Below are 20,700 nucleotides of genomic sequence, written 5' to 3'. Positions count from 1 at the left end.
ATAATAGGAAAGACTCACTCTTGAGATGGGAGAAAAATTCTCATAAATATTTCTAGTGAGAGAGGGAATTCTGAACTGCTGGTCAGAGAATTCTGGGGGATACTTTAAATATACTTTTTTCAAATTAAGCTTAAGTCCAGCTTTTTAAAGAATTGTTGGAAGAATATTTGGAGTCTTGCTATGTCCTTTTTGCCATCGTGCACTAGACGTTCTTGAATAGGGCAGAAGAAATGAGGTTTTATGCTTTCAAGGTGTCAAAATCATGATATAATAGTTTTTAGATATAGAGTAACTAAGGAGTAGGCTTTGAAAGAACACTTAATTAAGTCAAAACATCGTGTTCAAAAGCACGGTGAGGTCTTTACCCCTTCATGGATGGTTCAAAAAATGTTAGATACACCTGGTGTAAAAGAAGTGTGTGAAAATATCCATGCGACTTTTTTAGAACCTTCTGCTGGAGATGGTAATTTTTTAGAGGCTATCTTAGAACGAAAATTGAATGCCGTTGTTCAACAATACGATCAACGAAATTGGAAAACGAAATCGCTTATAGCCTTGTCGTCAATCTATACAGTAGAAGATAGAAAAAAGCTGAGACAAGCCAGGATGAGTGCGTCGCGCTTATCTTGGTCTGCCCCACTCCCATAAAAAATCCACCCCTAAATATAAAAACGACCAAAACTAGTTTTCTAATTCACAGAATCCTGTTTTGTTCGTTTTTTGTGTATCATTCATCAACTTTAAGATTCGATAATAAAGAATTTCAAAAAATCAAAAGCAGACTCTTATGCCATTGTATCTATCTGTCAATGAACTTCAGAAAAGAAGGCCTGATAAAGGGCTTTGATAGCTGCTTTTTCCTGTTCAGAATTGATGACAATCATAATAGAGACTTCGCTGGAGCCTTGAGAAATCATTTGGATATTGATTTGGTGGTCAGACAAAGCCTTGGTTGCGGTGGCTGTTAGTCCGACATGGCTCTTCATATTTTCACCTACAATCATAATGATGGACAAGCCGTGTTCAATTTCAGCGTGGTCCACTTCTAGTTTTTGTCGTAATTGGCGAAGAATTTCTTCTTCTTTGATTGGAGTAAGTTCTCGATCACGCAGAATCAAGGAGAGATCATCAATTCCTGTTGGCATATGTTCCCAGCGAATATTGAGATCTTCAAGAATTTGTAGAACCTTACGACCAAATCCAACTTCACGGTTCATCAAGTATTTGGACATATTGATACTGGTGAAGTGTGAATCAGCTGCAATACCAACGACTGGTAAAGCCTGTGTCGTGTGCTGCAAAACGATTCGGGTCCCTGGATGACTAGGGTTGTTGGTATTTTTAATCACCAAAGGAATCTTTCCGCGATAGGCTGGGATGAGTGCTTCATCGTGGAGAACGGAAAAACCAGCATAAGCCAATTCCCGCATTTCGCGATAAGTTAACTCAGGGATGGAATGCGGATGAGCAATAATTCCTGGATGAGCAGCAAAGATACCATCTACATCTGTAAAGTTTTCGTAGAGATCCGCTTTGACACCAGCAGCAATGATTGAACCAGTGATATCGGATCCTCCACGAGAAAAGGTGCAGATTTGTCCATCTTGTGTTACACCAAAAAATCCAGGGATTACCAAGACCTCTTGTGCATTGGCCAGTTCTTCGATTTTATCGTAACTTCCTGGGAGAATTTGTGCATTTCCAGGCTCGCTTGAAACAATCATTCCCGCTTCTTTTGGATGAACATAACGGGCTGCGATGCCATTTTGGTTAAAATAGGCAGCAATCAACTTTGCATTGTTATTTTCCCCAGCGGCTAGAAAGGCGTCATAAAGAAAGTCGTTATCCTCGATTGGCAAGGTTGCTAATTTTAGAATGCTTTTGGAAATTTTTTCGATGATACTTGGTTTGAGGTTTAATTCCTTGACCATGTCGCTATAGCGCTCGATAATCCATTCTTGGTGAGAAGTGACATCATTTTCTTCGACATAGTCTCGGTAGTAGCGGATTAAGGCATCTGTGACCTTGGTATCTTGTTCATTTCGCTTTCCTGGGGCAGATACAACGACAAAGCGACGTTCAGGATCCTCTTTGACAATTTGTAAGACTTTTTCTAATTGTGTAGCAGAAGCGAGGGAACTGCCTCCAAATTTAACAACTTTCATGGAATCTCCTTGATTTTTTCTTTAAATTATAGCAAAATTCTGACTTCTTATCAATGAATTTGAAAGGGAATTGGAAGTTTTTTCGGAAAATAGACTTGACAAGAGAAAATCCTGTGTTAAAATGGATAGTAGCTTTTAAATTTTGACTATCAAATTATTTTAAAAGCAAATAAAACAAAAAGAAGTGCAAGATGGACTTTACAACAATTTTATACGAAGTGCTAGACGATGTCGGAACGATTATCTTGAATCGGCCTGAGGTGTCAAACGGCTTTAATGTCACCATGTGTCGAGAAATCCTAGCTGCTTTGGACCAGATTCAAAAGGATGATAGGATTCGCTTTTGTCTCATGAAGGCAAATGGCAAGGTCTTTTCGGTCGGTGGTGATTTAGCGGAGATGTATCGGGCTGTTGAGGAAGATGAGATTGAGTCCTTAGTAGCTATTGCAGAGTTGGTGAATGATATTTCTTATACTATGAAACGTCTTTCAAAACCGGTGATTATGCTAGTAGACGGGGCAGTAGCGGGAGCAGCTGCTAATCTGGCAGTTGCAGCAGATTTTTGTTTGGCAACAGAGAAATCTCGCTTTATTCAAGCGTTTGTAGGTGTCGCCTTAGCACCGGATGCTGGTGGATTGTTCTTGTTGAGCCGCTCCATTGGCGTTACTCGGGCCGTCCAGTTAGCCATGACAGGAGAAAGTCTATCTGCTCAAAAAGCTTATGATTGTGGACTTCTTTATAAAGTTTCTGAGAAAGAATGCCTAGAGAAGGATTTAAATCAACTCCTGAAAAAATTAAGGCGTGGTTCTGCTAATTCTTACCGGGCTATCAAAGAGTTATCTTGGAAGAGCCACTTCACGGCTTGGAAGGAGTATAGGGAGCTTGAATTGATGGTGCAAAAGACCTTAGCCTTCACAGAGGACTTTAAAGAAGGCGTTAGGGCTTACCAAGAAAAACGACGACCTAAATTCATCGGCAAATAAGCAAATACTTGCAATTTCATTTGAAGTTTGATACAATTTTCTGGTCAAATGTTTTGATGATAAAAGTTTTGGAGAAGGAGCCGATTTTTGGATTACCAGGTAGTCAATAATTATTTAACTTCCATTTTTAATAATGTGTTGGTGATTGAAGAGGCTAGTCTTCGTGGAAGTCGCTTTAAAGACATTTCTATTAAAGAAATGCATACTATTGATGTGATTGGGAACAATCCTAATGGCACCCCTAGTCAAGTAGCCAAAGAATTGATGGTGACATTAGGGACTGTGACAACCAGTCTGAATAATCTGGAGCGAAAAGGCTATATTGAGCGGATTCGTTCTGAAAAAGATCGTCGAGTGGTTCATCTGCATCTGACTAAAAAAGGGCGTCTAGTGTATCGTTTACATCGACGGTTTCACAAGGCCATGGTTGAGAGGATTATCGAGGGCATGGATGAGGCTGAGATGCAAGTGATGGACAGGGGTCTGAAAAATTTATATCAGTTTCTCGAGGATTTGAAATGATGAGTTATGCAAAGATTAGTCAGGTAGCCCATTATGTGCCAGAGCAAGTCATCACTAATGATGATTTAGCAAAGATAATGGACACGAGTGACGAATGGATTGCCAGTCGAACAGGCATTAGAAGACGGCATATCTCACGTACAGAAACGACGAGTGATTTGGCAGCAAAGGTTGCGGAGCAATTACTTGAAAAAGCGCAGATAACTGCTGATGAGCTTGATTTTATTATTGTGGCTACGATGACACCTGATTCGATGATGCCATCAACAGCCGCAAGGGTTCAGGCTGCTATTAAGGCAAGAAACGCTTTTGCCTTTGATGTGACCGCAGCTTGTAGTGGTTTCGTATTTGCCCTCTCTACTGGTGAGAAGTTCATTGCTTCTGGTCGTTACAAACGTGGGTTGATTATCGGGAGCGAGACAGTTTCTAAGACTCTGGATTGGTCTGATCGATCAACAGCAGTCCTCTTTGGGGACGGAGCTGGCGGTGTTCTTTTAGAAGCGAGTCACCAGCAGCATTTTCTTGCGGAAAGTCAGGGGACAGATGGTTCTAGGGGAGCTTGTTTGACTTCTGGTCAAACGTCTTTGCAATCTCCATTTTCTGAAAAAGAAATCACAGAGCCATATTTGCAGATGGATGGTCGAGCTGTTTTTGACTTTGCAACGAGGGATGTTTCCAAGTCCATCAAGGAAACGATTGCTGCAAGTGGCTTAGTTCCTGAAGAGATTGACTGGTTCTTGCTTCATCAGGCAAATGTTCGAATTTTAGATAAAATGGCACGAAAAATTGGGGTTGCACGAGAAAAAATGCCAGCTAATATGATGGAGTATGGCAATACAAGTGCAGCGAGCATTCCAATTTTGCTATCTGAGTGTGTCGAAAAAGGGGATATCTTCCTAGATGGAAGTCAGAAAATTTTATTATCTGGCTTTGGCGGGGGCTTGACCTGGGGGACACTCATTGTGATTATTTAGTTACTTATGTGGAAAACACATAGATAAAAAAATTTAAAGGAGTCTATCATGGCAGTATTTGAGAAAATACAAGAAATTATCGTTGAAGAACTTGGGAAAGATGCGTCAGAAGTGACACTTGAGTCAACTTTCGATGATCTTGATGCGGATTCATTGGACTTGTTCCAAGTGATTTCTGAAATCGAAGATGCGTTTGATATCCAAATCGAAGCAGAAGAGGATTTGAATACAGTCGGTGATTTGGTTGCTTACGTTGAACAACGTGCATAGCCAATAGAATAGGGAGTGGAACTCAGGTACAAAATAGTCCGATGTCATGTTCGCAGGAGATTTGGCTAGCAAATGGTTCCACTTTCTTGTTTGGCTAATAGTTTGATTTTCAAAGTATAAATGGAACTATTAGCTAAGCAAAGATAGGAGGATAACAGGTGCAGACGCGTATTACAGAATTGTTGAAGATTGACTATCCGATTTTTCAAGGAGGAATGGCTTGGGTTGCAGATGGCGACTTGGCTGGTAGTGTATCAAAGGCTGGTGGTTTAGGCATTATTGGTGGCGGCAATGCTCCCAAAGAAGTCGTGAAAAGCAATATCGATAAAATCAAAGCTTTGACAGACAAGCCTTTTGGGGTTAACATCATGCTTCTTTCTCCGTTTGTAGAGGATATTGTTGATTTGGTCATCGAAGAGGGAGTCAAGGTTGTAACGACTGGTGCTGGAAATCCAGGAAAATACATGTCTCGTTTTCATGAGGCTGGGATTACTGTAATTCCAGTGGTTCCAAGCGTGGCTCTGGCGAAGCGTATGGAGAAAATTGGTGCAGATGCTGTGATTGCAGAGGGAATGGAGGCAGGAGGCCATATTGGAAAACTGACAACCATGACCTTGGTGAGACAAGTGGTAGAGGCTGTGGAGATTCCAGTGATTGCCGCAGGAGGGATTGCAGATGGTGCTGGTGCGGCTGCGGCCTTCATGCTAGGTGCAGAGGCTGTTCAGTTGGGAACTCGGTTTGTCGTAGCTCGTGAATCCAATGCCCATCCGAATTATAAGGAAAAGATTCTCAAGGCTAGAGATATTGATACGACGATTTCAGCCCAGCATTTTGGACATGCTGTTCGTGGCATTAAAAATAAATTAACCCGCCAATTTGACCAAGCTGAAAAAGAAGCCTTTAAGCAGGAAAATCCTGATTTGACCGTGTTTGAAGAAATGGGGGCAGGTAGCCTTGCGAATGCTGTTGTCCGTGGAGATGTGGAGAATGGATCTGTGATGGCGGGGCAGATTGCGGGTCTCGTTGCAAAAGAAGAGACCGTTGAGGAAATTATCCAAGATATCTATTATGGTGCGGCTCGTGTGATTGAACGGGAAGCTAAGCGCTGGTCAGGGGTGAGAAAAGGTGACTAAAACAGCTGTACTATTTGCCGGACAGGGTGCCCAGTACCTAGGAATGGCAAGAGATTTATATGAAAATCATGCGATTGTTCGAGAGACTTTTAAAGAAGCCGGTGAAATCTTGGGCTATGATTTGCGCGAGTTGATTGACCATGATGAGGAAAAGCTTCATCAGACGCGCTATACGCAGCCAGCTATACTAACGACTTCTATTGGGATTTACCGCTGTTTAGAGGAACATGGATTTCGTCCTGATATGGCAGCAGGTCTATCGTTAGGGGAGTATGCGGCTCTGGTTGCTGCGGGTAGCTTGTCATTTGCCTCTGCCCTAGCTCTAGTGGCTAAACGAGGGGCTTTCATGGAAGAAGCTGCCCCAGCAGGTTCTGGGAAGATGGTGGCGGTGCTAAATGCGGATGTAGAGATGATTGAAAAAATCTGCTTGCAGGCGTCGCATAAAGGTGTGGTTACGCCTGCCAACTACAACACGCCCTCTCAAATCGTTATCGGTGGGGAAGTAGGGGCTGTTGATGAGGCGGTCGAGATTCTTTCTCAAGCTGGGGTCAAGCGGATGATTCCGCTCAAGGTTTCAGGACCTTTTCACACGGCACTTCTCAAAGAGGCCAGTCGTCGATTAGGAGAAACCTTGAAAGAAGTGGAGTTTGCAGCCTTTCAAATGCCAGTTGTGGGAAATACAGAAGCTGACATTATCGATATAGCTCAGGTCAAGAGCTTGCTTGAACGCCAAGTCATGGAACCTGTACGATTTTATGAAAGTATTGCCCGTATGAAAGCATTAGGGGCGACAAGTTTTGTTGAAATTGGTCCGGGGAAGGTCTTGTCTGGATTTCTCAAGAAGATTGACAAGTCCTTGTCGGTTTATCATGTGGAAGATGAAAAGACTTTAGCGGATTTTCTAGGAAAGTAAGAAAAATGGATTTACAAGAAAAAAACGTATTTATCACAGGTTCTACGCGTGGGATTGGGCTTGCGATTGCCCACCAGTTTGCTGCGTGTGGGGCCAATGTGATTGTCAATGGTCGAAAAGAAGTGGGAAAAGAACTGTTGGCAGGCTTTGCTTCCTACGGTGTGAAAGTCCTAGCGATTTCTGGAGATGTGTCTGATAGCAGAGATGCCCAGCGGATGGTCGAAGAAGCACGTGAAAAGTTGGGTTCTGTGGACATTTTGGTCAATAATGCAGGTATCACGAAAGACAAACTTATGTTAAAATTAACTGAGGATGATTTTGAACAAGTTCTAAAAGTGAACCTGACGGGTGCGTTTAATATGACTCAGGCAGTCTTAAAAGCTATGACTAAGGCAAGAGAAGGCAGCATTATCAATATTTCTAGTGTGGTCGGTTTGACGGGCAATATCGGGCAAGCTAACTATGCAGCCTCAAAAGCAGGCTTGATTGGCTTTAGTAAGTCGGTAGCGCGTGAAGTGGCTGGCCGCAATGTCCGCGTCAATGTCATTGCACCCGGCATGATTGAATCGGATATGACAGATGTGTTGCCAGAGAAGGTCAAGGATGCTACCTTGGCACAGATTCCCATGAAACGCTTTGGGAAACCAGCAGAGGTCGCAGAGGTTGCAGTATTTCTTGCCAAGCAAGAGTACATGACAGGTCAGGTAATCGCCTTAGATGGTGGTTTGACGATGCAGTAAAGGAGTTTGTATGAAATTACATCGTGTTGTGGTGACAGGGTATGGGCTGACATCTCCGATTGGACACAGTCCAGAGGAGTTTTGGAAAAATCTGGAAGCAGGAAAAATCGGGATTGGTCCAATTACCAAGTTTGATACCAGTGAATACAGCGTGCATAATGCGGCTGAAATCAAGGATTTCCCTTTTGATAAGTATTTTGTAAAAAAAGATACCAACCGATACGATTGGTACTCCTTGTATGCTTTATATGCCTCTCTTGAAGCGGTGGAACATGCCAATCTTGAGTTGGAAAATCTTGATAAAGAACGTTTTGGGGTGATTGTAGCCTCTGGCATTGGAGGCATTCAAGAGATTGAAGAGCAAGTAATTCGACTTCATGAAAAGGGAGCTAAGCGGGTAAAACCGATGACCTTGCCCAAAGCCTTGCCTAATATGGCAGCAGGCAATGTGGCGATGAGGGTCGGAGCTGAGGGCATTTGTAAATCAGTCAATACAGCCTGTGCTTCATCAAATGATGCTATCGGAGAAGCCTTCCGAGCGATTAAGTTTGGTTTTCAGGATGTGATGTTAGTTGGAGGAGCAGAAGCCACGATTACTCCCTTTGCCATTGCTGGTTTCCAAAGTTTGACGGCCCTTTCTACAACAGAAGATCCAAAACGAGCTTCGATTCCCTTTGACAAGGAGAGAAATGGCTTTGTCATGGGAGAAGGTGCAGGGATGCTGGTCTTGGAAAGTTTAGAGAGTGCAAAGGCACGTGGGGCTAAGATTTTAGCAGAGATTGTTGGGTATGGCAATACCTGTGATGCCTATCACATGACCTCGCCTCATCCAGAAGGAAAAGGAGCAATTCGGGCGATTCGATTGGCTCTTGAGGAAGCAGAATTGGCTCCTAATCAAGTTGCTTACGTGAATGCACATGGAACGTCAACGCCTGCCAATGAAAAGGGGGAAAGTCAAGCAATTGTTGCGGCACTTGGAAAAGATGTGGCAGTTTCCTCAACGAAGTCGTTCACAGGTCATTTGCTCGGAGCTGCGGGTGCTGTAGAAGCTATTGCAACCATTGAAGCCATTCATCATAGCTTTGTGCCGATGACAGCAGGAACAACGGTCTTGTCAGATGATATTGAAGCAAATGTCATCTACGGGCAAGGAAAAGCACAGGAAATTCCGTATGCAATTTCCAATACATTTGGCTTTGGAGGTCACAATGCTGTGCTGGCCTTCAAACGCTGGGAGGATTAGATGAAGATCGATGATATCAAAGATTTGATGGCCCAATTTGACCAGTCAAGTCTGAGAGAATTTTCTTATAAACAAGAGGAATTTGAACTTACATTTTCAAAAAATGAAACGAAACTTCAACCCCTGCAGGAAGTGGAAAAAGTAGCAGTACCTCAATCAGGAGCTACAAACTCAGAGCTTTCTGAGCTTGTGGAGGCAACACCTAGCCAGGTAGAAGCGACGATGCCAGAAGGAGAAGTGGTAGAGAGCCCCTTGGTGGGGGTGGCATATTTAGCATCAGGTCCTGATAAACCAGCCTTTGTCCAAGTAGGTGATCGGGTTCAAAAAGGTCAAACGCTTCTTATTATCGAAGCTATGAAGGTGATGAACGAAGTTCCAGCACCGAGAGATGGAGTAGTCACAGAAATCTTGGTGGCAAACGAAGAGATGGTCGAGTATGGGAAAGGATTGGTGCGCTTAGCATGATGGATATTCGAGATATTCAAGACGCTCTTCCCCACCGCTATCCGATGCTCTTAGTGGATCGGGTGCTCGAGGTGACGGAGGATACCATTGTGGCTCTTAAAAATGTGACCATCAACGAACCATTTTTTAGTGGTCATTTTCCGTCCTATCCGGTTATGCCAGGTGTCCTTATCATGGAAGCTTTGGCTCAAACAGCCGGTGCTTTGGAGCTGTCCAAACCAGAAAATAAAGGGAAATTAGTCTTTTATGCAGGGATGGACAAGGTGAAATTTAAAAAGCAAGTCGTTCCAGGTGACCAACTCATCATGACTGCTCGTTTTGTAAAGCGACGTGGACGAATTGCGGTAGTAGAGGCTAAGGCAGAGGTAGATGGTGTTCTTGCTGCAAGCGGCATTCTGACCTTTGCCTTGGGAGAATAAAGGAGACATACTCGATGTTTCGTAAAATTTTGATTGCCAATCGAGGGGAAATTGCTGTTCGCATTATCCGTGCGGCTAGAGAACTGGGCATTAGTACCGTGGCGGTCTATTCAACGGCTGATAAAGAAGCTCTGCATGCTCTTTTAGCAGACGAGGCCATTTGTATTGGTCCTGCCAAATCTACGGATTCTTATCTCAATATCAATGCTATTTTGTCAGCGGCTGTGTTGACAGAGGCAGAAGCCATTCATCCAGGTTTTGGATTTTTAAGTGAGAATGCCAAATTTGCAACCATGTGCGAGGAGATTGGCATTCGATTTATTGGACCGTCTGGCCGAGTCATGGACTTGATGGGGGATAAAATCAATGCTAGGCAGCAAATGATGGCCGCTGGTGTGCCGGTTATCCCAGGCTCAGAAGGCGAAGTTTTAACAGCAGATGAGGCCGTGCTGGTTGCGGATGCTATTGGCTATCCGATTATGCTAAAAGCAGCTGCCGGAGGTGGAGGTAAGGGCATTCGCAAGGTGGAGCAGAAAGCAGACTTAAAAGAGGCTTTCGAGTCTGCTTCCAGTGAAGCCAAGGCTGCCTTTGGAAACGGAGCTATGTATATCGAGAAAGTGATTTATCCTGCTCGTCATATTGAGGTACAGATTTTAGCTGATCAAAAGGGGCATACGATTCACTTGGGAGAGCGAGATTGCTCCCTTCAGCGCAATAATCAAAAGGTGCTGGAAGAAAGTCCGTCTGTGGCGATTGGCCCTAGTCTGCGCAAGGCGATTGGGGATGTAGCTGTGCGAGCGGCTCAGTTTGTCGGTTATGAAAATGCAGGCACGATTGAATTTTTACTGGACGAAAGCAGTGGAAATTTCTACTTTATGGAGATGAACACACGGGTGCAGGTGGAACATCCCGTAACCGAATTTGTTACAGGTGTTGACATTGTAAAAGAGCAGATTCGCATTGCAGCAGGGCTGGACTTAGCACTTAGCCAAGAGGATATTGTTCTAAAGGGCCATGCTATTGAGTGTCGGATCAATGCGGAAAATCCTGCCCATAACTTCGCACCAAGTCCAGGGAAGATTTCAAACCTCTATCTGCCAAGTGGGGGTGTAGGTCTGCGTGTGGATTCAGCAGTTTATCCTGGTTACACCATTCCGCCGTATTATGATAGTATGATTGCCAAAATTATCGTGCATGGGGAAAATCGTTTCGATGCATTGATGAAGATGCAACGGGCTCTTTATGAGCTAGAAATTGACGGTATCGTGACCAATAGTGAGTTTCAGTTAGACTTGATTTCTTCTCCCAATGTGATTACTGGAGATTACGACACGGCTTTCTTGATGGAGAAATTTTTACCAAATTATCAAGCAGATCAGTAGAAATATTTATAGATAGTTTCCAAGTCTATGTAGGGAGTAATTGATAGAAAAAGGAGTGAAAATGGCTTTATTTGCTAAAAAGGATAAATATATTCGGATTAATCCCAATCGCTCGAATAGGCGTCCTCAAGTAAAGCCTGAGGTGCCAGACGAGCTATTTTCCAAGTGTCCAAGCTGCAAACATATCATTTACCAAAAGGATTTGGGCAGTGAGCGAATTTGTCCAAATTGCGACTATACCTTTCGAATTTCGGCTTATGAGCGATTAGCTTTGACGGTGGATGAGGGGACTTTCGAGGAATGGTTTACAGGTTTGGAAACCAAGGATCCTCTTTCCTTTCCTCGTTACCAAGAAAAAATTACAGCCATTCAAAAGGAAACGGGCTTAGATGAGGCAGTGTTGACAGGGATTGCCGAGATTGCTGGGCAGAAAACAGCCCTAGGTATTATGGATTCTAACTTTATCATGGCCAGTATGGGTACTGTGGTCGGAGAAAAAATCACTCGTTTGTTTGAAATTGCGACAGCAGAACAATTACCTGTAACTCTCTTTACCGCTTCTGGGGGTGCTCGGATGCAAGAAGGGATTATGAGTTTGATGCAAATGGCCAAAGTTTCAGCTGCTGTGAAACGCCATTCAGACGCTGGTTTGTTTTATTTGACGATTTTAACCGATCCGACGACTGGCGGCGTGACAGCCTCTTTTGCCATGCAGGGAGATATTATTTTGGCAGAAACACAGGCCTTGGTTGGCTTTGCAGGTCGTAGAGTGATTGAATCTACGGTTCGTGAACAATTACCAGATGATTTTCAAAAGGCTGAGTTTCTCTTGGAACATGGCTTTGTCGATGCCATTGTCAAACGTGGAGAATTGCGAGAAACCATCGGCCGTTTGCTGGCTTTTCATGGAGGTAAAAAATGACCAAGATTACTCGGATTATCAAAGAGGCGCGTGATCAGGCTCGTTTGACAGCTCTGGATTATGCTGAACTCTTGTTTGATGATTTTATGGAATTACATGGCGATCGCTCTTTTCGCGATGATGGTGCAGTTATCGGAGGTCTTGCTCGGTTGAATGGGCAAGCGGTGACCATTATCGGCATTCAAAAGGGACGTAACTTACAAGAAAATTTAAAACGAAATTTTGGTCAACCCCACCCAGAAGGCTATCGTAAAGCACTCCGCTTGATGAAGCAGGCTGAGAAGTTTGGGCGTCCTATTGTGACCTTTATCAATACTGCTGGAGCCTATCCAGGAGTGGGAGCCGAGGAGCGAGGGCAAGGAGAGGCCATTGCACGCAATCTTCTTGAAATGAGTAATTTGAGGGTGCCAATCATTGCTATTATCATTGGTGAAGGGGGCTCAGGTGGAGCTTTGGCTCTGGCTGTAGCTGACCGAGTTTGGATGTTAGAAAATTCCATTTATGCAGTTTTAAGTCCAGAAGGTTTTGCATCGATTTTATGGAAGGATGGCAGACGAGCAATGGAAGCCGCAGAATTGATGAAAATCACTTCCCATGAGCTGCTAGAGATGGCAGTTGTCGATCGTGTCTTTTCGGAGACAGGATTAAAGAGACAGGAATTGCTTGCAGATATCCAACAAGCCCTTATCGAAGAGCTAAAACATTTGTCGAGCCAATCCGTGGACGAATTACTTGAACAACGTTACGCACGTTTTCGAAAATATTAAAAAATGAGGAACAGGTAATTTCATTGAACTCGCCTGCTCTCATTTTTTATATTTATACTCAGTGAAAATCAAACGTAACCGCCCCATAACGAGGTATATTGAAAAAGTTCCAAAGTCTTGCTTGACTCTGGAACTTTTCTATTTGCAGTTGTTCTGAATTCGTTCAGTCCACGGTAAATAAGCCTCTAGAATCTCCTTTTTTGCGAGTGACTCCTCGTTTGGTAGATTGTCTAGAAGATAAGTGATGTATTTCTCTGAATCAAGACCATGCCTCTTAGCTGTCTCCAGTAAACTCAGGATAATGGCAGTTGCTTTAGCTCCCTCAAAACTTTGGGAAAACAACCAATTTTTCCGTCCCATGACCAAGGACTTAATAGCGCGTTCTGCTGCATTATTGGATAGAACCAAGCGGCCATCTTGAAGAACTGCCTTGAATAGTTCTTCATACTTAAGGCTATACTCTATCGCACGACCAAGTTTTGATCCAGGTAAAATAGATTGATTGCGGCACCAGTTGAAGAACTCGTCCATCAAAGGGGCTAACTCTGCCTGGCGTTTATGTAGTCGCTCTTCAGTAGAGAGGTCAACCCAGTCATTCTCCAAAGCAAATAAGCGGTCGCAATAGGCTAATCCCTTAGCACCCAAGGAAGTCCTGTCTGCCTTTTTAGGCGTCGCCTCGAAGAAGATCTTCTGACATGAGCCCAACAACCAACTAGCTGAGCTCGTTCTAACTGCCTATAGGCAGACCACATGTCACAATGGACATAGCCATTATAGTCTCTAAGAAACTCCTTCACAACCAAGCCACTCCGCCCTTTATCGTGATGATAAAGAGTGATGCCCTGTTCTTCATGCTTGCCAGATAAGAAGGTCCAGTAGAAGGTCAACTGGCTATCACTTTCTAAGACCCTGTAAGAAGTCTCATCCGCATGGAGAACAGGTTGTTCTAGTAATTTCTCGTGCAGAAGGTCATAAATCGGCTCGAAATAATACTGACTAGACTTGATGTGCCAGTTGGCGATTTCCTTCCGTGTGATTGGCAAGCCAAGCTTGTTCCAATCCTCTTCTTGGCGGTAGTTGGGGACCTTGAGATTGAATTTCTGGTGAATGGTGTGGGCAATAATGGAGGCTGACCCTAGGCTATGTGCCAAAGGAGCCTTAGGAACAGGAGCTTTGATAATCTTATCGTTAAGATTCTTCTGGCTACATGCTTGACATTTATAGGCATGTTGGACATGGTCAATCCGCTTCAATTGTGCAGGGATGAAGACCAACTCTTGCCGTTGGACGGTTGAGCCAATCTCTGTCAACTGACCGTGACAGTCTGGACAAGTGCAGTCTTCGCCTTTTAGTTCATGATGAACCATCTCTGGAGTAAACTGACTGAAAACAGCCTGACGAACTCCCTTAGTTTTCTTGCGTTGATAGGTAATCGTTTCTGTATCACCTGGGCAAGTCAGATTCTTCTTCAGGTAGGCTTTCCTCACCGAATAAGCTGAGCTGACCAGGTTGATACACAACCTTCTCTGATGACTTGCCATAAAGCTTTTGTGTCAGATAAGCTACTTGTTCACGAAGGAGAGCAAGTTCATTTGTGAGTTGTTGGTTAACAGCTGCTTGTTGTTTAATAATGGCTAATAGCTCTTTCATAGTCTCACCCTCCATTTTTCTTTATTATACCGAAAGAAAAGCCATGATTTCAATAGAAATCACGACTTTTTGTAGATTTTATTTTAGGACTTATCGAAAATCCCTTCATCAGCCAGTCTACTTGCTCGGAAGTGAGGGCTTTGACCTCATGTTCATCATTAGGCCAAGTGAGTTTGCCGTTTTCAAATCGCTTGTAAAGCAACCAGAAACCTTGTCCATCCCAATAAAGGGCCTTGAAACGGTCTTTGCGGCCGCCACAGAAGAGAAAAACTTGACTAGAAAAGGGATCAAGGTTGAACTGACTTTTTACCAGATAAGCCAGCGAATCAATCCCTTGACGCATATCGGTTTTGCCGCAAACCAGATAGACCTGCCCTAAATCACTGAGTTGGATGCTCATAAGTAAGTACCTTATTTAAAATAGTTTCCAGTGTTTCTTGATGAAGAGATTGGAACAAGCTTAGTTCAACTTTTCCAATACCCATTTTCAGTACCAGATCATTTCTGGATTTATGAGGAAATCGACGAGATTGTGGTGTTTTCAAGGGAATAATAGGTTGTGACATCAAAATAGCCTCCAGTTCTGTTTTCTGATAACAGTATACTAGAGGCGTGGAAAATATCATAGACACCTGGTTATGGGGCGGTTACAATCAAAGTCAGCATTTTTGCAACTTACTTAAATAGTTTGCTATTTTTTATTACTATCCATTGCATTTGCTGAAAAAGCATCCTATTTGCCCCACTTAGCCTGCTCTATTTTATAGCAAAAAATGACTACTTATAGATAAAATGCTATTTTTGAAATTAAATGAGTATTATCAAAAATCAAAATTAGCGTTTTTGAGACTTTCCTAGGTGGTTTGGACATAAATGTCCTCTTTTCTATTACTGTTCATTTCATTCACTGAAAAAGCATCACAACTTCATTCACCTAACTTGCTCTATTTTAGAGCACGGATAAATAGATATATGTAAAAGACCTGTTTTTGAAATTTAATGAGTATCATTCACCTTGCTGAACTCTAGTTCTACTTGTGGTTTTGTTTCATAGTCGGATTTTGATTTTTGCCGAGTGTTAAATGAAAAGTTCATATCCTATGCCCATATTGGTCTAAAAAATAGATTGAGTAAGCCTCAACCTATTTTTATCTATAAACGGTCTTATTTCGGTGCAATGACTTCTGCGCCACCCATGTATGGTCGAAGGACTTCTGGAATAGTCACAGAGCCGTCTGCGTTTTGGTAGTTTTCAAGAATAGCAGCGACAGTACGACCCACAGCTAGTCCTGAACCGTTTAAGGTATGAAGGAGTTTGACCTTACCATCTGCCTCATCACGGTAGCGGATTTGAGCACGGCGTGCTTGGAAATCTTCTGTATTAGAACAGCTAGAAATTTCACGGTAGGTATTTTGAGCAGGAATCCAGACTTCTAAATCGTAGGTCTTCGCAGCGGAGAAGCCCATGTCGCCTGTGCAAAGAGCAAGAACACGGTAAGGAAGTCCTAATTTTTGAAGGATGTTTTCTGCGTTGGCTGTCATTTTTTCTAGTTCTTCGTAAGATTCTTCTGGTTTGGCAAATTTGACCATTTCAACTTTATGGAATTGGTGTAGGCGAATCAAACCACGGGTATCACGACCAGCAGAGCCAGCTTCTGAACGGAAGGATGGGCTCATAGCGGTGAAGTAAATAGGCAAGTCTTTGCCGTCTAAAATTTCATCACGGTAGTAGTTGGTAAGCGGCACTTCCGCTGTTGGGATAAGGACAAAGTTGGTTTGGTCTAGTTCAAAGGTATCTTCCTTGAATTTTGGATATTGCCCTGTGCCAAACATTGAATCATGGTTGACCATGTAAGGAGTGATGATTTCTTGATAGCCTTCAGCAATATGCTCATCGAGCATGAAGTTATAGAGGGCACGTTCCAAGCGAGCACCGAGGTTCTTGTAGAAGAGGAATCGAGCGCCGGTTACCTTAGCTCCACGCTCCCAGTCAAGAATATCCAAGTCCTCCCCAAGATCCCAGTGAGCTTTTGGTTCAAAGTCGAATTCGCGTGGTGTTCCCCAACGACGAACTTCAACATTTTCTTCTTCATCTGCCCCAACTGGTACGCTATCATGTGGCGTATTTGGTAAGATGACGAGAATGGCTTGCAATTCTTCGTCGATGGCAAGGAGTTCAGCATCGAGCTCCTTGATCGTTGCAGAGAGGGTTTGCATAGCTGCAATCTTATCGTCCGCATTTTCCTTGTTGCGTTTTGCTTGGGCAATTTCAGCGGATACGGTATTGCGTTCAGCTTTTAGCTCCTCTACCTTGACCAAGACCTCACGGCGTTTGGCATCGAGTTCCTTGATGTGAGCGAGGGTCTCAGTTGCTACTCCACGGGTTGCAAGTTTTGCAGCGACACCGTCAAAATCGGCACGAATACGTTTGATATCTAACATGTTCTTCCTCCTATAAAAAATACACCCATGAACGTGTTGGAGTGACAGAGCCACGGTTCCATCCAACTTCACATGAGTGCACTTGTTTTTGTATGAAAATAAATGAAACGGTAGAATTTCATATCCCTTGCTTATCTGCTCACAGCGACCGCAGACTTTCTGAAAAACGCCTGATACTACTTATCCGTTGCAATTATTATACTTGATTTTTCACTTTTTTGCAAATAGATTTTTAAAAAAGTGACCGATTGTTTGCAAAAGAGTGGGTAATTTGATGACTTTTTCATTGCCGATATGGCTTCTAGCATGTTTGAGAATGCTACCAGCATCTTTGGAGGCAAAGAGGAATTTCCCACTGTCTGTAAAAACTTGGAAATGCCGACTGACCGTTTTTCCAGAGACGTTTGCACCAATTTGTAGAACATTTTCCCAAGGGATTTGGATATAGTCTTCCACATTGGCATCGGCGTAGAATTCTAGAGCCTTGTCACCAACTAAAAATTTGCCGACCTTTCCTCCAATTCCGAGGTAAGAGACACCAGTTGTCTGAAATTCAACGGTTTTATTTTGTGATTGTGCCATGATGATTCCTTATCGTTCTTGTTTTCTCTATTATACCACATTTATAGATTGGATTTATTTCCAGTTTCTGAGGTTTGCTTGCTATCTTGTCGATAGTTGGGATGAAAAACACTAAAAGAAGGCCGGAACCTTCTTCTAGTAGAATTCATGTTTACATGATACCTGCTACACGAGCAAGGATACCAACGATAAAGAGGCCAATGATGATGGTGATTGGAGACACTTTTTTCTTCAACAACCACATACATAGGAAGGTAAGGAGCAAGTTCATGAATCCTGGGATCAAGCCATTCAAGTTATCTTGGAAGGTTGTGACCTTAGTAGGAGTTTGTGAAAGTCCTTGACCAACTTGTTCAAAGGCTTGGCGAATTCCTTCGCTGCCTGCTGGCAATTTATCCCATTCAATGAAAGCTCCTTTGGCAAGCGGTACTTCAGAGACATTGAAGGTAAAGTTGATAGATACCCAACGTTGTGCGAGAACCGCAAGGATAAACATCCCAAGGATAGAAGCACCTTTTGTGATGTCTTGGAGGATACCGCCAGACATGTCTTTGGTGATTTCAGAACCAGCTTTGTAGCCGATTTCTTGTGTGTACCATAAGAAGGACATACGGATCAAGTTCCAAGCAACAAAGAAGATAATTGGTCCGATGATATTTCCTGAAAGGGCAAGAGAGGCACCAAGAGAGCCGAGGATTGGACGAACAGTAAACCAGAAGACTGGGTCACCGATACCAGCAAGAGGCCCCATCATCCCGATTTTCACCCCTTGAATAGCAGCATCGTCAATATCTGCTCCATTTGCACGTTCTTCTTCAAGAGCAAGTGTTACCCCGATGATAGGAGCAGCAACGTATGGGTGCGTATTGAAGAATTCCATGTGGCGTTTGAGAGCCGCAGCTTGATCTTCTTTACTAGTGTAGAGTTTTTTAAGGGCAGGGACTAAAGAGTAAGCCCAACCCAAGTTTTGCATACGCTCGTAGTTCCAAGAAGCTTGAAGGAATTGAGAACGCCACCATACTTTTTTACGGTCGTTTACGGAAAGTTGTAATTTTTCTGACATTGTAAATCTCCCTTCTTAGTAGTCTTCTAGGATATCGCCGATTGGATCGTTAGAGCTAGCTCCTCCGCCACCATTTCCACCTGTTTTTGAAAGGTGAAGGTAGATAAGGGCGATGGCCACACCAAGGGCACCAAAACCAATCAAAGTGATGTCTGTTACGGCAGCAAGTACGAAACCAATAGCAAAGAAAGGCCATACTTCGCGAGTTGCCATCATGTTGATAACCATGGCAAAACCAACGGCTACAACCATACCACCACCGACTTGCATACCACCTTTGAGCCATTCAGGCATCAACTCAAGCATAGCTTGTACGGACTCAGCTGGAATAGCAAGAAGAAGAGCAGCAGGAACAGCGATACGAAGTCCTTGAAGAGAGAGAGCGATTAAGTGGTAACGCTCAAGAGCAGCAAAGTTTCCTTTTTCAGCAGCCGCATCAGCTCCGTGCACAAGAGCGACAGAAGCAGTACGAACGAGCATGGTAAGGAAAAGACCTGCGATTGCAAGAGGAATCGCAATTCCTTGAGCAACACTGATAGCTCCTTGTGAGAAGTCGCCACCTTTAATCAAGATGATTGCAGCTGCAACAGAAGCAAGGGCAGCATCCGGTGCAACAGCAGCTCCGATATTTGCCCAACCAAGGGCGATCAATTGGAGAGCTCCTCCAAGCATAACCCCAGCAGTAAGGTTACCAGTCACAAGTCCGATAAGGGTACAAGCAACGATTGGTTGGTGAAATTGGAATTGGTCGAGGATTCCTTCCATACCAGCAAGGAATGCGACTACAACGACCAAAATCATTGAGATAAATGACATGTTGTTATCCTTTCATATAAAAATAGAAATATATAAGGTTGATGTTCTAAATGATTTTTTCGAACAAATCAGATGACTGACTATTGGACATTTGCTTTGCTAATCAGGTCAAACAAATCTTTTTTAGAATCATTTGGTACTTTACGAACGTCAAATTCAACGCCAAGGTCACGCAATTTTTCAAAGGTTGCAACGTCATCTTTGTCCATAGAAAGGACGTTGTTGACCATGGTTTTACCAGTTGAGTGAGCCATAGAGCCGACGTTCAATGTTTTCACAGGAACTCCACCTTCAATCGCACGAAGAGCGTCTTGAGGAGTTTCAAACAAGATGAGGGCATGGGTATTTCCAAAGCGTGGGTCTTTTGCTACTTCAATCAATTTTTTGATTGGCACGACATTGGCTTTGACATTTCCTGGTGCAGCTTGCTTGATTAACTCTTTCCGAAGGGTATCTGCTGCAACTGAGTCAGAAGCAACGATAATACGATCCGCTTTTGAGTCAGGAGTCCAAGCCGTTGCGACTTGACCGTGCAAGAGACGTGTATCGATACGAGCAAGATTGATTTTAAGCTTGCCATCTCCGATAACAGTGCCTTCTGGAATCGCAGCCTGTGCTACGACAGCTTGTGCTGGAGCACTAGATTCTTCGATAGGATTTAGTTCCTCAGGAAGAGCTTTGATACCATCTTTTGCTTCTTTGATGATATTCGCAGCAACTGCATCAACACCTGCATTTGCATCCATCATGCGTTCTGTGTAGGCTTGGATTAACATTGGTAAATTCAAGCCAGTGATGATTGCGAATTTACGATCTGGATTTTCACCCATTACTCGGCTAGCCTGGTTAAATGGAGAGCCACTCCATAAGTCTGCCAAGACCAAAACTTCGTCATTCGCATCAAAAGCAGCCACGGCAGCATTAAACTTTGCGTACAAATCATCTGGACCTTCATTTGGCATGAAAGTTACAACTTGAACTTTCTCTTGCTCACCAAAAATCATGGAGCCAGATTGATGAATGCCCGCAGCAAATTCACCATGGCTTGCAATAATGATTCCGATACTCATTATTGTCTTTCCTCCTTTAAAATGTTTGACCTAAGTTTTAAGAAAACTTTAAGACTTACTAAGTATAAAACGTTTTCAAAAAAATTGCAAGTCTTTTACTAAAAAAGTAAAAATTTTGAAAATTTTTCTGATTGAAAATAGTTAAAAAATAGATAGATAAAGAATTCGAGATATATTAT

Annotated in this window: 22 protein-coding genes and 2 pseudogenes; 14 read left to right on the top strand and 10 right to left on the bottom strand. The window is 43.2% G+C overall.

Features of this window, described 5'->3' with window-relative positions:
• Positions 1–306: 306 nt before the first annotated feature.
• Positions 307–630 (top strand): annotated as a pseudogene (locus BFM96_RS01055) (methylase); the annotation flags it as partial.
• 176 nt (positions 631–806) lie between these two features.
• Here the strand turns inward: BFM96_RS01055 and BFM96_RS01050 are convergent.
• On the bottom strand, positions 807–2,165 hold the full coding sequence (locus BFM96_RS01050) for an aspartate kinase (RefSeq protein WP_068989251.1): 1,359 nt from the start codon (positions 2,163–2,165) through the stop codon (positions 807–809).
• A 191-nt stretch (positions 2,166–2,356) separates the two neighbouring features.
• Between BFM96_RS01050 and fabM the strand changes: the two genes are divergently transcribed.
• The 13 genes from fabM (at position 2,357) to BFM96_RS00985 (ending at position 12,898) form a co-directional block, all read left to right on the top strand.
• Positions 2,357–3,148 carry a trans-2-decenoyl-ACP isomerase gene (gene fabM / locus BFM96_RS01045; RefSeq protein ID WP_068989248.1) on the top strand — a complete coding sequence of 264 codons (792 nt, stop codon included), beginning with the start codon at positions 2,357–2,359 and terminating at the stop codon, positions 3,146–3,148.
• An 87-nt stretch (positions 3,149–3,235) separates the two neighbouring features.
• The gene (gene fabT / locus BFM96_RS01040) at positions 3,236–3,670 is read left to right on the top strand and encodes a fatty acid biosynthesis transcriptional regulator FabT (RefSeq protein ID WP_068989245.1); all 435 of its coding nucleotides are present in this window, start codon (positions 3,236–3,238) and stop codon (positions 3,668–3,670) included.
• Complete coding sequence (locus BFM96_RS01035; protein WP_068994088.1) at positions 3,670–4,644, top strand: beta-ketoacyl-ACP synthase III; 975 nt, start codon at positions 3,670–3,672, stop codon at positions 4,642–4,644. The genes fabT and BFM96_RS01035 overlap by 1 nt, the downstream gene beginning before the upstream one ends.
• Positions 4,645–4,692: 48 nt before the next feature.
• Positions 4,693–4,914 carry an acyl carrier protein gene (locus tag BFM96_RS01030; protein ID WP_068989243.1) on the top strand — a complete coding sequence of 74 codons (222 nt, stop codon included), beginning with the start codon at positions 4,693–4,695 and terminating at the stop codon, positions 4,912–4,914.
• Between the two features lie 158 nt (positions 4,915–5,072).
• Positions 5,073–6,047, top strand: coding sequence for an enoyl-[acyl-carrier-protein] reductase FabK (gene fabK, locus BFM96_RS01025; RefSeq protein WP_068989240.1), 975 nt, complete (start codon positions 5,073–5,075; stop codon positions 6,045–6,047).
• Positions 6,040–6,960 carry an ACP S-malonyltransferase gene (fabD, locus tag BFM96_RS01020; protein WP_068989235.1) on the top strand — a complete coding sequence of 307 codons (921 nt, stop codon included), beginning with the start codon at positions 6,040–6,042 and terminating at the stop codon, positions 6,958–6,960. The genes fabK and fabD overlap by 8 nt, the downstream gene beginning before the upstream one ends.
• A gap of 5 nt (positions 6,961–6,965) precedes the next feature.
• The gene (fabG, locus tag BFM96_RS01015; RefSeq protein ID WP_068989233.1) at positions 6,966–7,700 is read left to right on the top strand and encodes a 3-oxoacyl-[acyl-carrier-protein] reductase; all 735 of its coding nucleotides are present in this window, start codon (positions 6,966–6,968) and stop codon (positions 7,698–7,700) included.
• A 10-nt stretch (positions 7,701–7,710) separates the two neighbouring features.
• Positions 7,711–8,943: a beta-ketoacyl-ACP synthase II gene (gene fabF, locus BFM96_RS01010; RefSeq protein WP_068989228.1), complete on the top strand. Its 1,233-nt coding sequence runs from the start codon at positions 7,711–7,713 to the stop codon at positions 8,941–8,943.
• Positions 8,944–9,408: an acetyl-CoA carboxylase biotin carboxyl carrier protein gene (gene accB / locus BFM96_RS01005; RefSeq protein ID WP_068989227.1), complete on the top strand. Its 465-nt coding sequence runs from the start codon at positions 8,944–8,946 to the stop codon at positions 9,406–9,408. It begins immediately after the preceding gene.
• Positions 9,405–9,827: a 3-hydroxyacyl-ACP dehydratase FabZ gene (gene fabZ, locus BFM96_RS01000; RefSeq protein WP_068989224.1), complete on the top strand. Its 423-nt coding sequence runs from the start codon at positions 9,405–9,407 to the stop codon at positions 9,825–9,827. The genes accB and fabZ overlap by 4 nt, the downstream gene beginning before the upstream one ends.
• 14 nt (positions 9,828–9,841) lie before the next feature.
• Positions 9,842–11,209: an acetyl-CoA carboxylase biotin carboxylase subunit gene (accC, locus tag BFM96_RS00995; RefSeq protein ID WP_068989220.1), complete on the top strand. Its 1,368-nt coding sequence runs from the start codon at positions 9,842–9,844 to the stop codon at positions 11,207–11,209.
• 61 nt (positions 11,210–11,270) lie between these two features.
• On the top strand, positions 11,271–12,131 hold the full coding sequence (gene accD, locus BFM96_RS00990; RefSeq protein ID WP_068989217.1) for an acetyl-CoA carboxylase, carboxyltransferase subunit beta: 861 nt from the start codon (positions 11,271–11,273) through the stop codon (positions 12,129–12,131).
• Entirely contained in the window at positions 12,128–12,898 is a 771-nt protein-coding gene (locus tag BFM96_RS00985) for an acetyl-CoA carboxylase carboxyl transferase subunit alpha (protein ID WP_068989214.1), read from the top strand. Before accD ends, BFM96_RS00985 begins: the two co-directional genes overlap by 4 nt.
• Before the next feature lie 138 nt (positions 12,899–13,036).
• Here the strand turns inward: BFM96_RS00985 and BFM96_RS00980 are convergent.
• The 9 genes and pseudogenes from BFM96_RS00980 to BFM96_RS00940 all read right to left on the bottom strand — a co-directional run bounded on the left by BFM96_RS00980 (position 13,037) and on the right by BFM96_RS00940 (position 20,521).
• Positions 13,037–14,439 (bottom strand): annotated as a pseudogene (locus BFM96_RS00980) (IS66-like element short variant transposase).
• A complete protein-coding gene (locus BFM96_RS00975; RefSeq protein WP_068989211.1) occupies positions 14,342–14,548 on the bottom strand; it encodes an IS66 family transposase in 207 nt (68 codons plus the stop codon). The pseudogene BFM96_RS00980 and the gene BFM96_RS00975 overlap by 98 nt, the downstream one beginning before the upstream one ends.
• Before the next feature lie 49 nt (positions 14,549–14,597).
• Positions 14,598–14,948 (bottom strand): IS66 family insertion sequence element accessory protein TnpB, encoded by a 351-nt coding sequence (gene tnpB / locus BFM96_RS00970; RefSeq protein ID WP_068989208.1) that lies wholly within the window; start codon positions 14,946–14,948, stop codon positions 14,598–14,600.
• A complete protein-coding gene (locus tag BFM96_RS00965) occupies positions 14,929–15,114 on the bottom strand; it encodes a hypothetical protein (protein WP_068989203.1) in 186 nt (61 codons plus the stop codon). The genes tnpB and BFM96_RS00965 overlap by 20 nt, the downstream gene beginning before the upstream one ends.
• 598 nt (positions 15,115–15,712) lie before the next feature.
• Positions 15,713–16,990, bottom strand: a complete 1,278-nt coding sequence (gene serS / locus BFM96_RS00960) for a serine--tRNA ligase (protein WP_068989201.1) — start codon at positions 16,988–16,990, stop codon at positions 15,713–15,715.
• A 210-nt stretch (positions 16,991–17,200) separates the two neighbouring features.
• Entirely contained in the window at positions 17,201–17,572 is a 372-nt protein-coding gene (locus BFM96_RS00955) for a DUF956 family protein (RefSeq protein ID WP_068989199.1), read from the bottom strand.
• A 151-nt stretch (positions 17,573–17,723) separates the two neighbouring features.
• The gene (locus tag BFM96_RS00950) at positions 17,724–18,635 is read right to left on the bottom strand and encodes a PTS system mannose/fructose/sorbose family transporter subunit IID (protein ID WP_068989195.1); all 912 of its coding nucleotides are present in this window, start codon (positions 18,633–18,635) and stop codon (positions 17,724–17,726) included.
• A gap of 15 nt (positions 18,636–18,650) precedes the next feature.
• A complete protein-coding gene (locus tag BFM96_RS00945) occupies positions 18,651–19,451 on the bottom strand; it encodes a PTS mannose/fructose/sorbose transporter subunit IIC (RefSeq protein WP_068989194.1) in 801 nt (266 codons plus the stop codon).
• A gap of 80 nt (positions 19,452–19,531) precedes the next feature.
• Positions 19,532–20,521 (bottom strand): PTS sugar transporter subunit IIB, encoded by a 990-nt coding sequence (locus BFM96_RS00940; protein WP_068989191.1) that lies wholly within the window; start codon positions 20,519–20,521, stop codon positions 19,532–19,534.
• Positions 20,522–20,700 lie beyond the last annotated feature (179 nt).

It is taken from the genome of Streptococcus himalayensis (assembly GCF_001708305.1).
GTDB lineage: Bacteria > Bacillota > Bacilli > Lactobacillales > Streptococcaceae > Streptococcus > Streptococcus himalayensis.
This window is presented reverse-complemented; position numbering and strand designations above follow the sequence as displayed.

Bases quoted from the DNA above. Each gene is read 5' to 3' on its own strand.
- BFM96_RS01050 (WP_068989251.1), bottom strand. From the start codon at position 2,165: ATGAAAGTTGTTAAATTTGGAGGCAGTTCCCTCGCTTCTGCTACACAA.
- fabM (WP_068989248.1), top strand. From the start codon at position 2,357: ATGGACTTTACAACAATTTTATACGAAGTGCTAGACGATGTCGGAACG.
- BFM96_RS01035 (WP_068994088.1), top strand. From the start codon at position 3,670: ATGAGTTATGCAAAGATTAGTCAGGTAGCCCATTATGTGCCAGAGCAA.
- BFM96_RS01030 (WP_068989243.1), top strand. From the start codon at position 4,693: ATGGCAGTATTTGAGAAAATACAAGAAATTATCGTTGAAGAACTTGGG.
- fabG (WP_068989233.1), top strand. From the start codon at position 6,966: ATGGATTTACAAGAAAAAAACGTATTTATCACAGGTTCTACGCGTGGG.
- fabF (WP_068989228.1), top strand. From the start codon at position 7,711: ATGAAATTACATCGTGTTGTGGTGACAGGGTATGGGCTGACATCTCCG.
- accB (WP_068989227.1), top strand. From the start codon at position 8,944: ATGAAGATCGATGATATCAAAGATTTGATGGCCCAATTTGACCAGTCA.
- fabZ (WP_068989224.1), top strand. From the start codon at position 9,405: ATGATGGATATTCGAGATATTCAAGACGCTCTTCCCCACCGCTATCCG.
- accC (WP_068989220.1), top strand. From the start codon at position 9,842: ATGTTTCGTAAAATTTTGATTGCCAATCGAGGGGAAATTGCTGTTCGC.
- accD (WP_068989217.1), top strand. From the start codon at position 11,271: ATGGCTTTATTTGCTAAAAAGGATAAATATATTCGGATTAATCCCAAT.
- BFM96_RS00985 (WP_068989214.1), top strand. From the start codon at position 12,128: ATGACCAAGATTACTCGGATTATCAAAGAGGCGCGTGATCAGGCTCGT.
- BFM96_RS00975 (WP_068989211.1), bottom strand. From the start codon at position 14,548: ATGAAAGAGCTATTAGCCATTATTAAACAACAAGCAGCTGTTAACCAA.
- tnpB (WP_068989208.1), bottom strand. From the start codon at position 14,948: ATGAGCATCCAACTCAGTGATTTAGGGCAGGTCTATCTGGTTTGCGGC.
- BFM96_RS00965 (WP_068989203.1), bottom strand. From the start codon at position 15,114: ATGTCACAACCTATTATTCCCTTGAAAACACCACAATCTCGTCGATTT.
- serS (WP_068989201.1), bottom strand. From the start codon at position 16,990: ATGTTAGATATCAAACGTATTCGTGCCGATTTTGACGGTGTCGCTGCA.
- BFM96_RS00955 (WP_068989199.1), bottom strand. From the start codon at position 17,572: ATGGCACAATCACAAAATAAAACCGTTGAATTTCAGACAACTGGTGTC.
- BFM96_RS00950 (WP_068989195.1), bottom strand. From the start codon at position 18,635: ATGTCAGAAAAATTACAACTTTCCGTAAACGACCGTAAAAAAGTATGG.
- BFM96_RS00945 (WP_068989194.1), bottom strand. From the start codon at position 19,451: ATGTCATTTATCTCAATGATTTTGGTCGTTGTAGTCGCATTCCTTGCT.
- BFM96_RS00940 (WP_068989191.1), bottom strand. From the start codon at position 20,521: ATGAGTATCGGAATCATTATTGCAAGCCATGGTGAATTTGCTGCGGGC.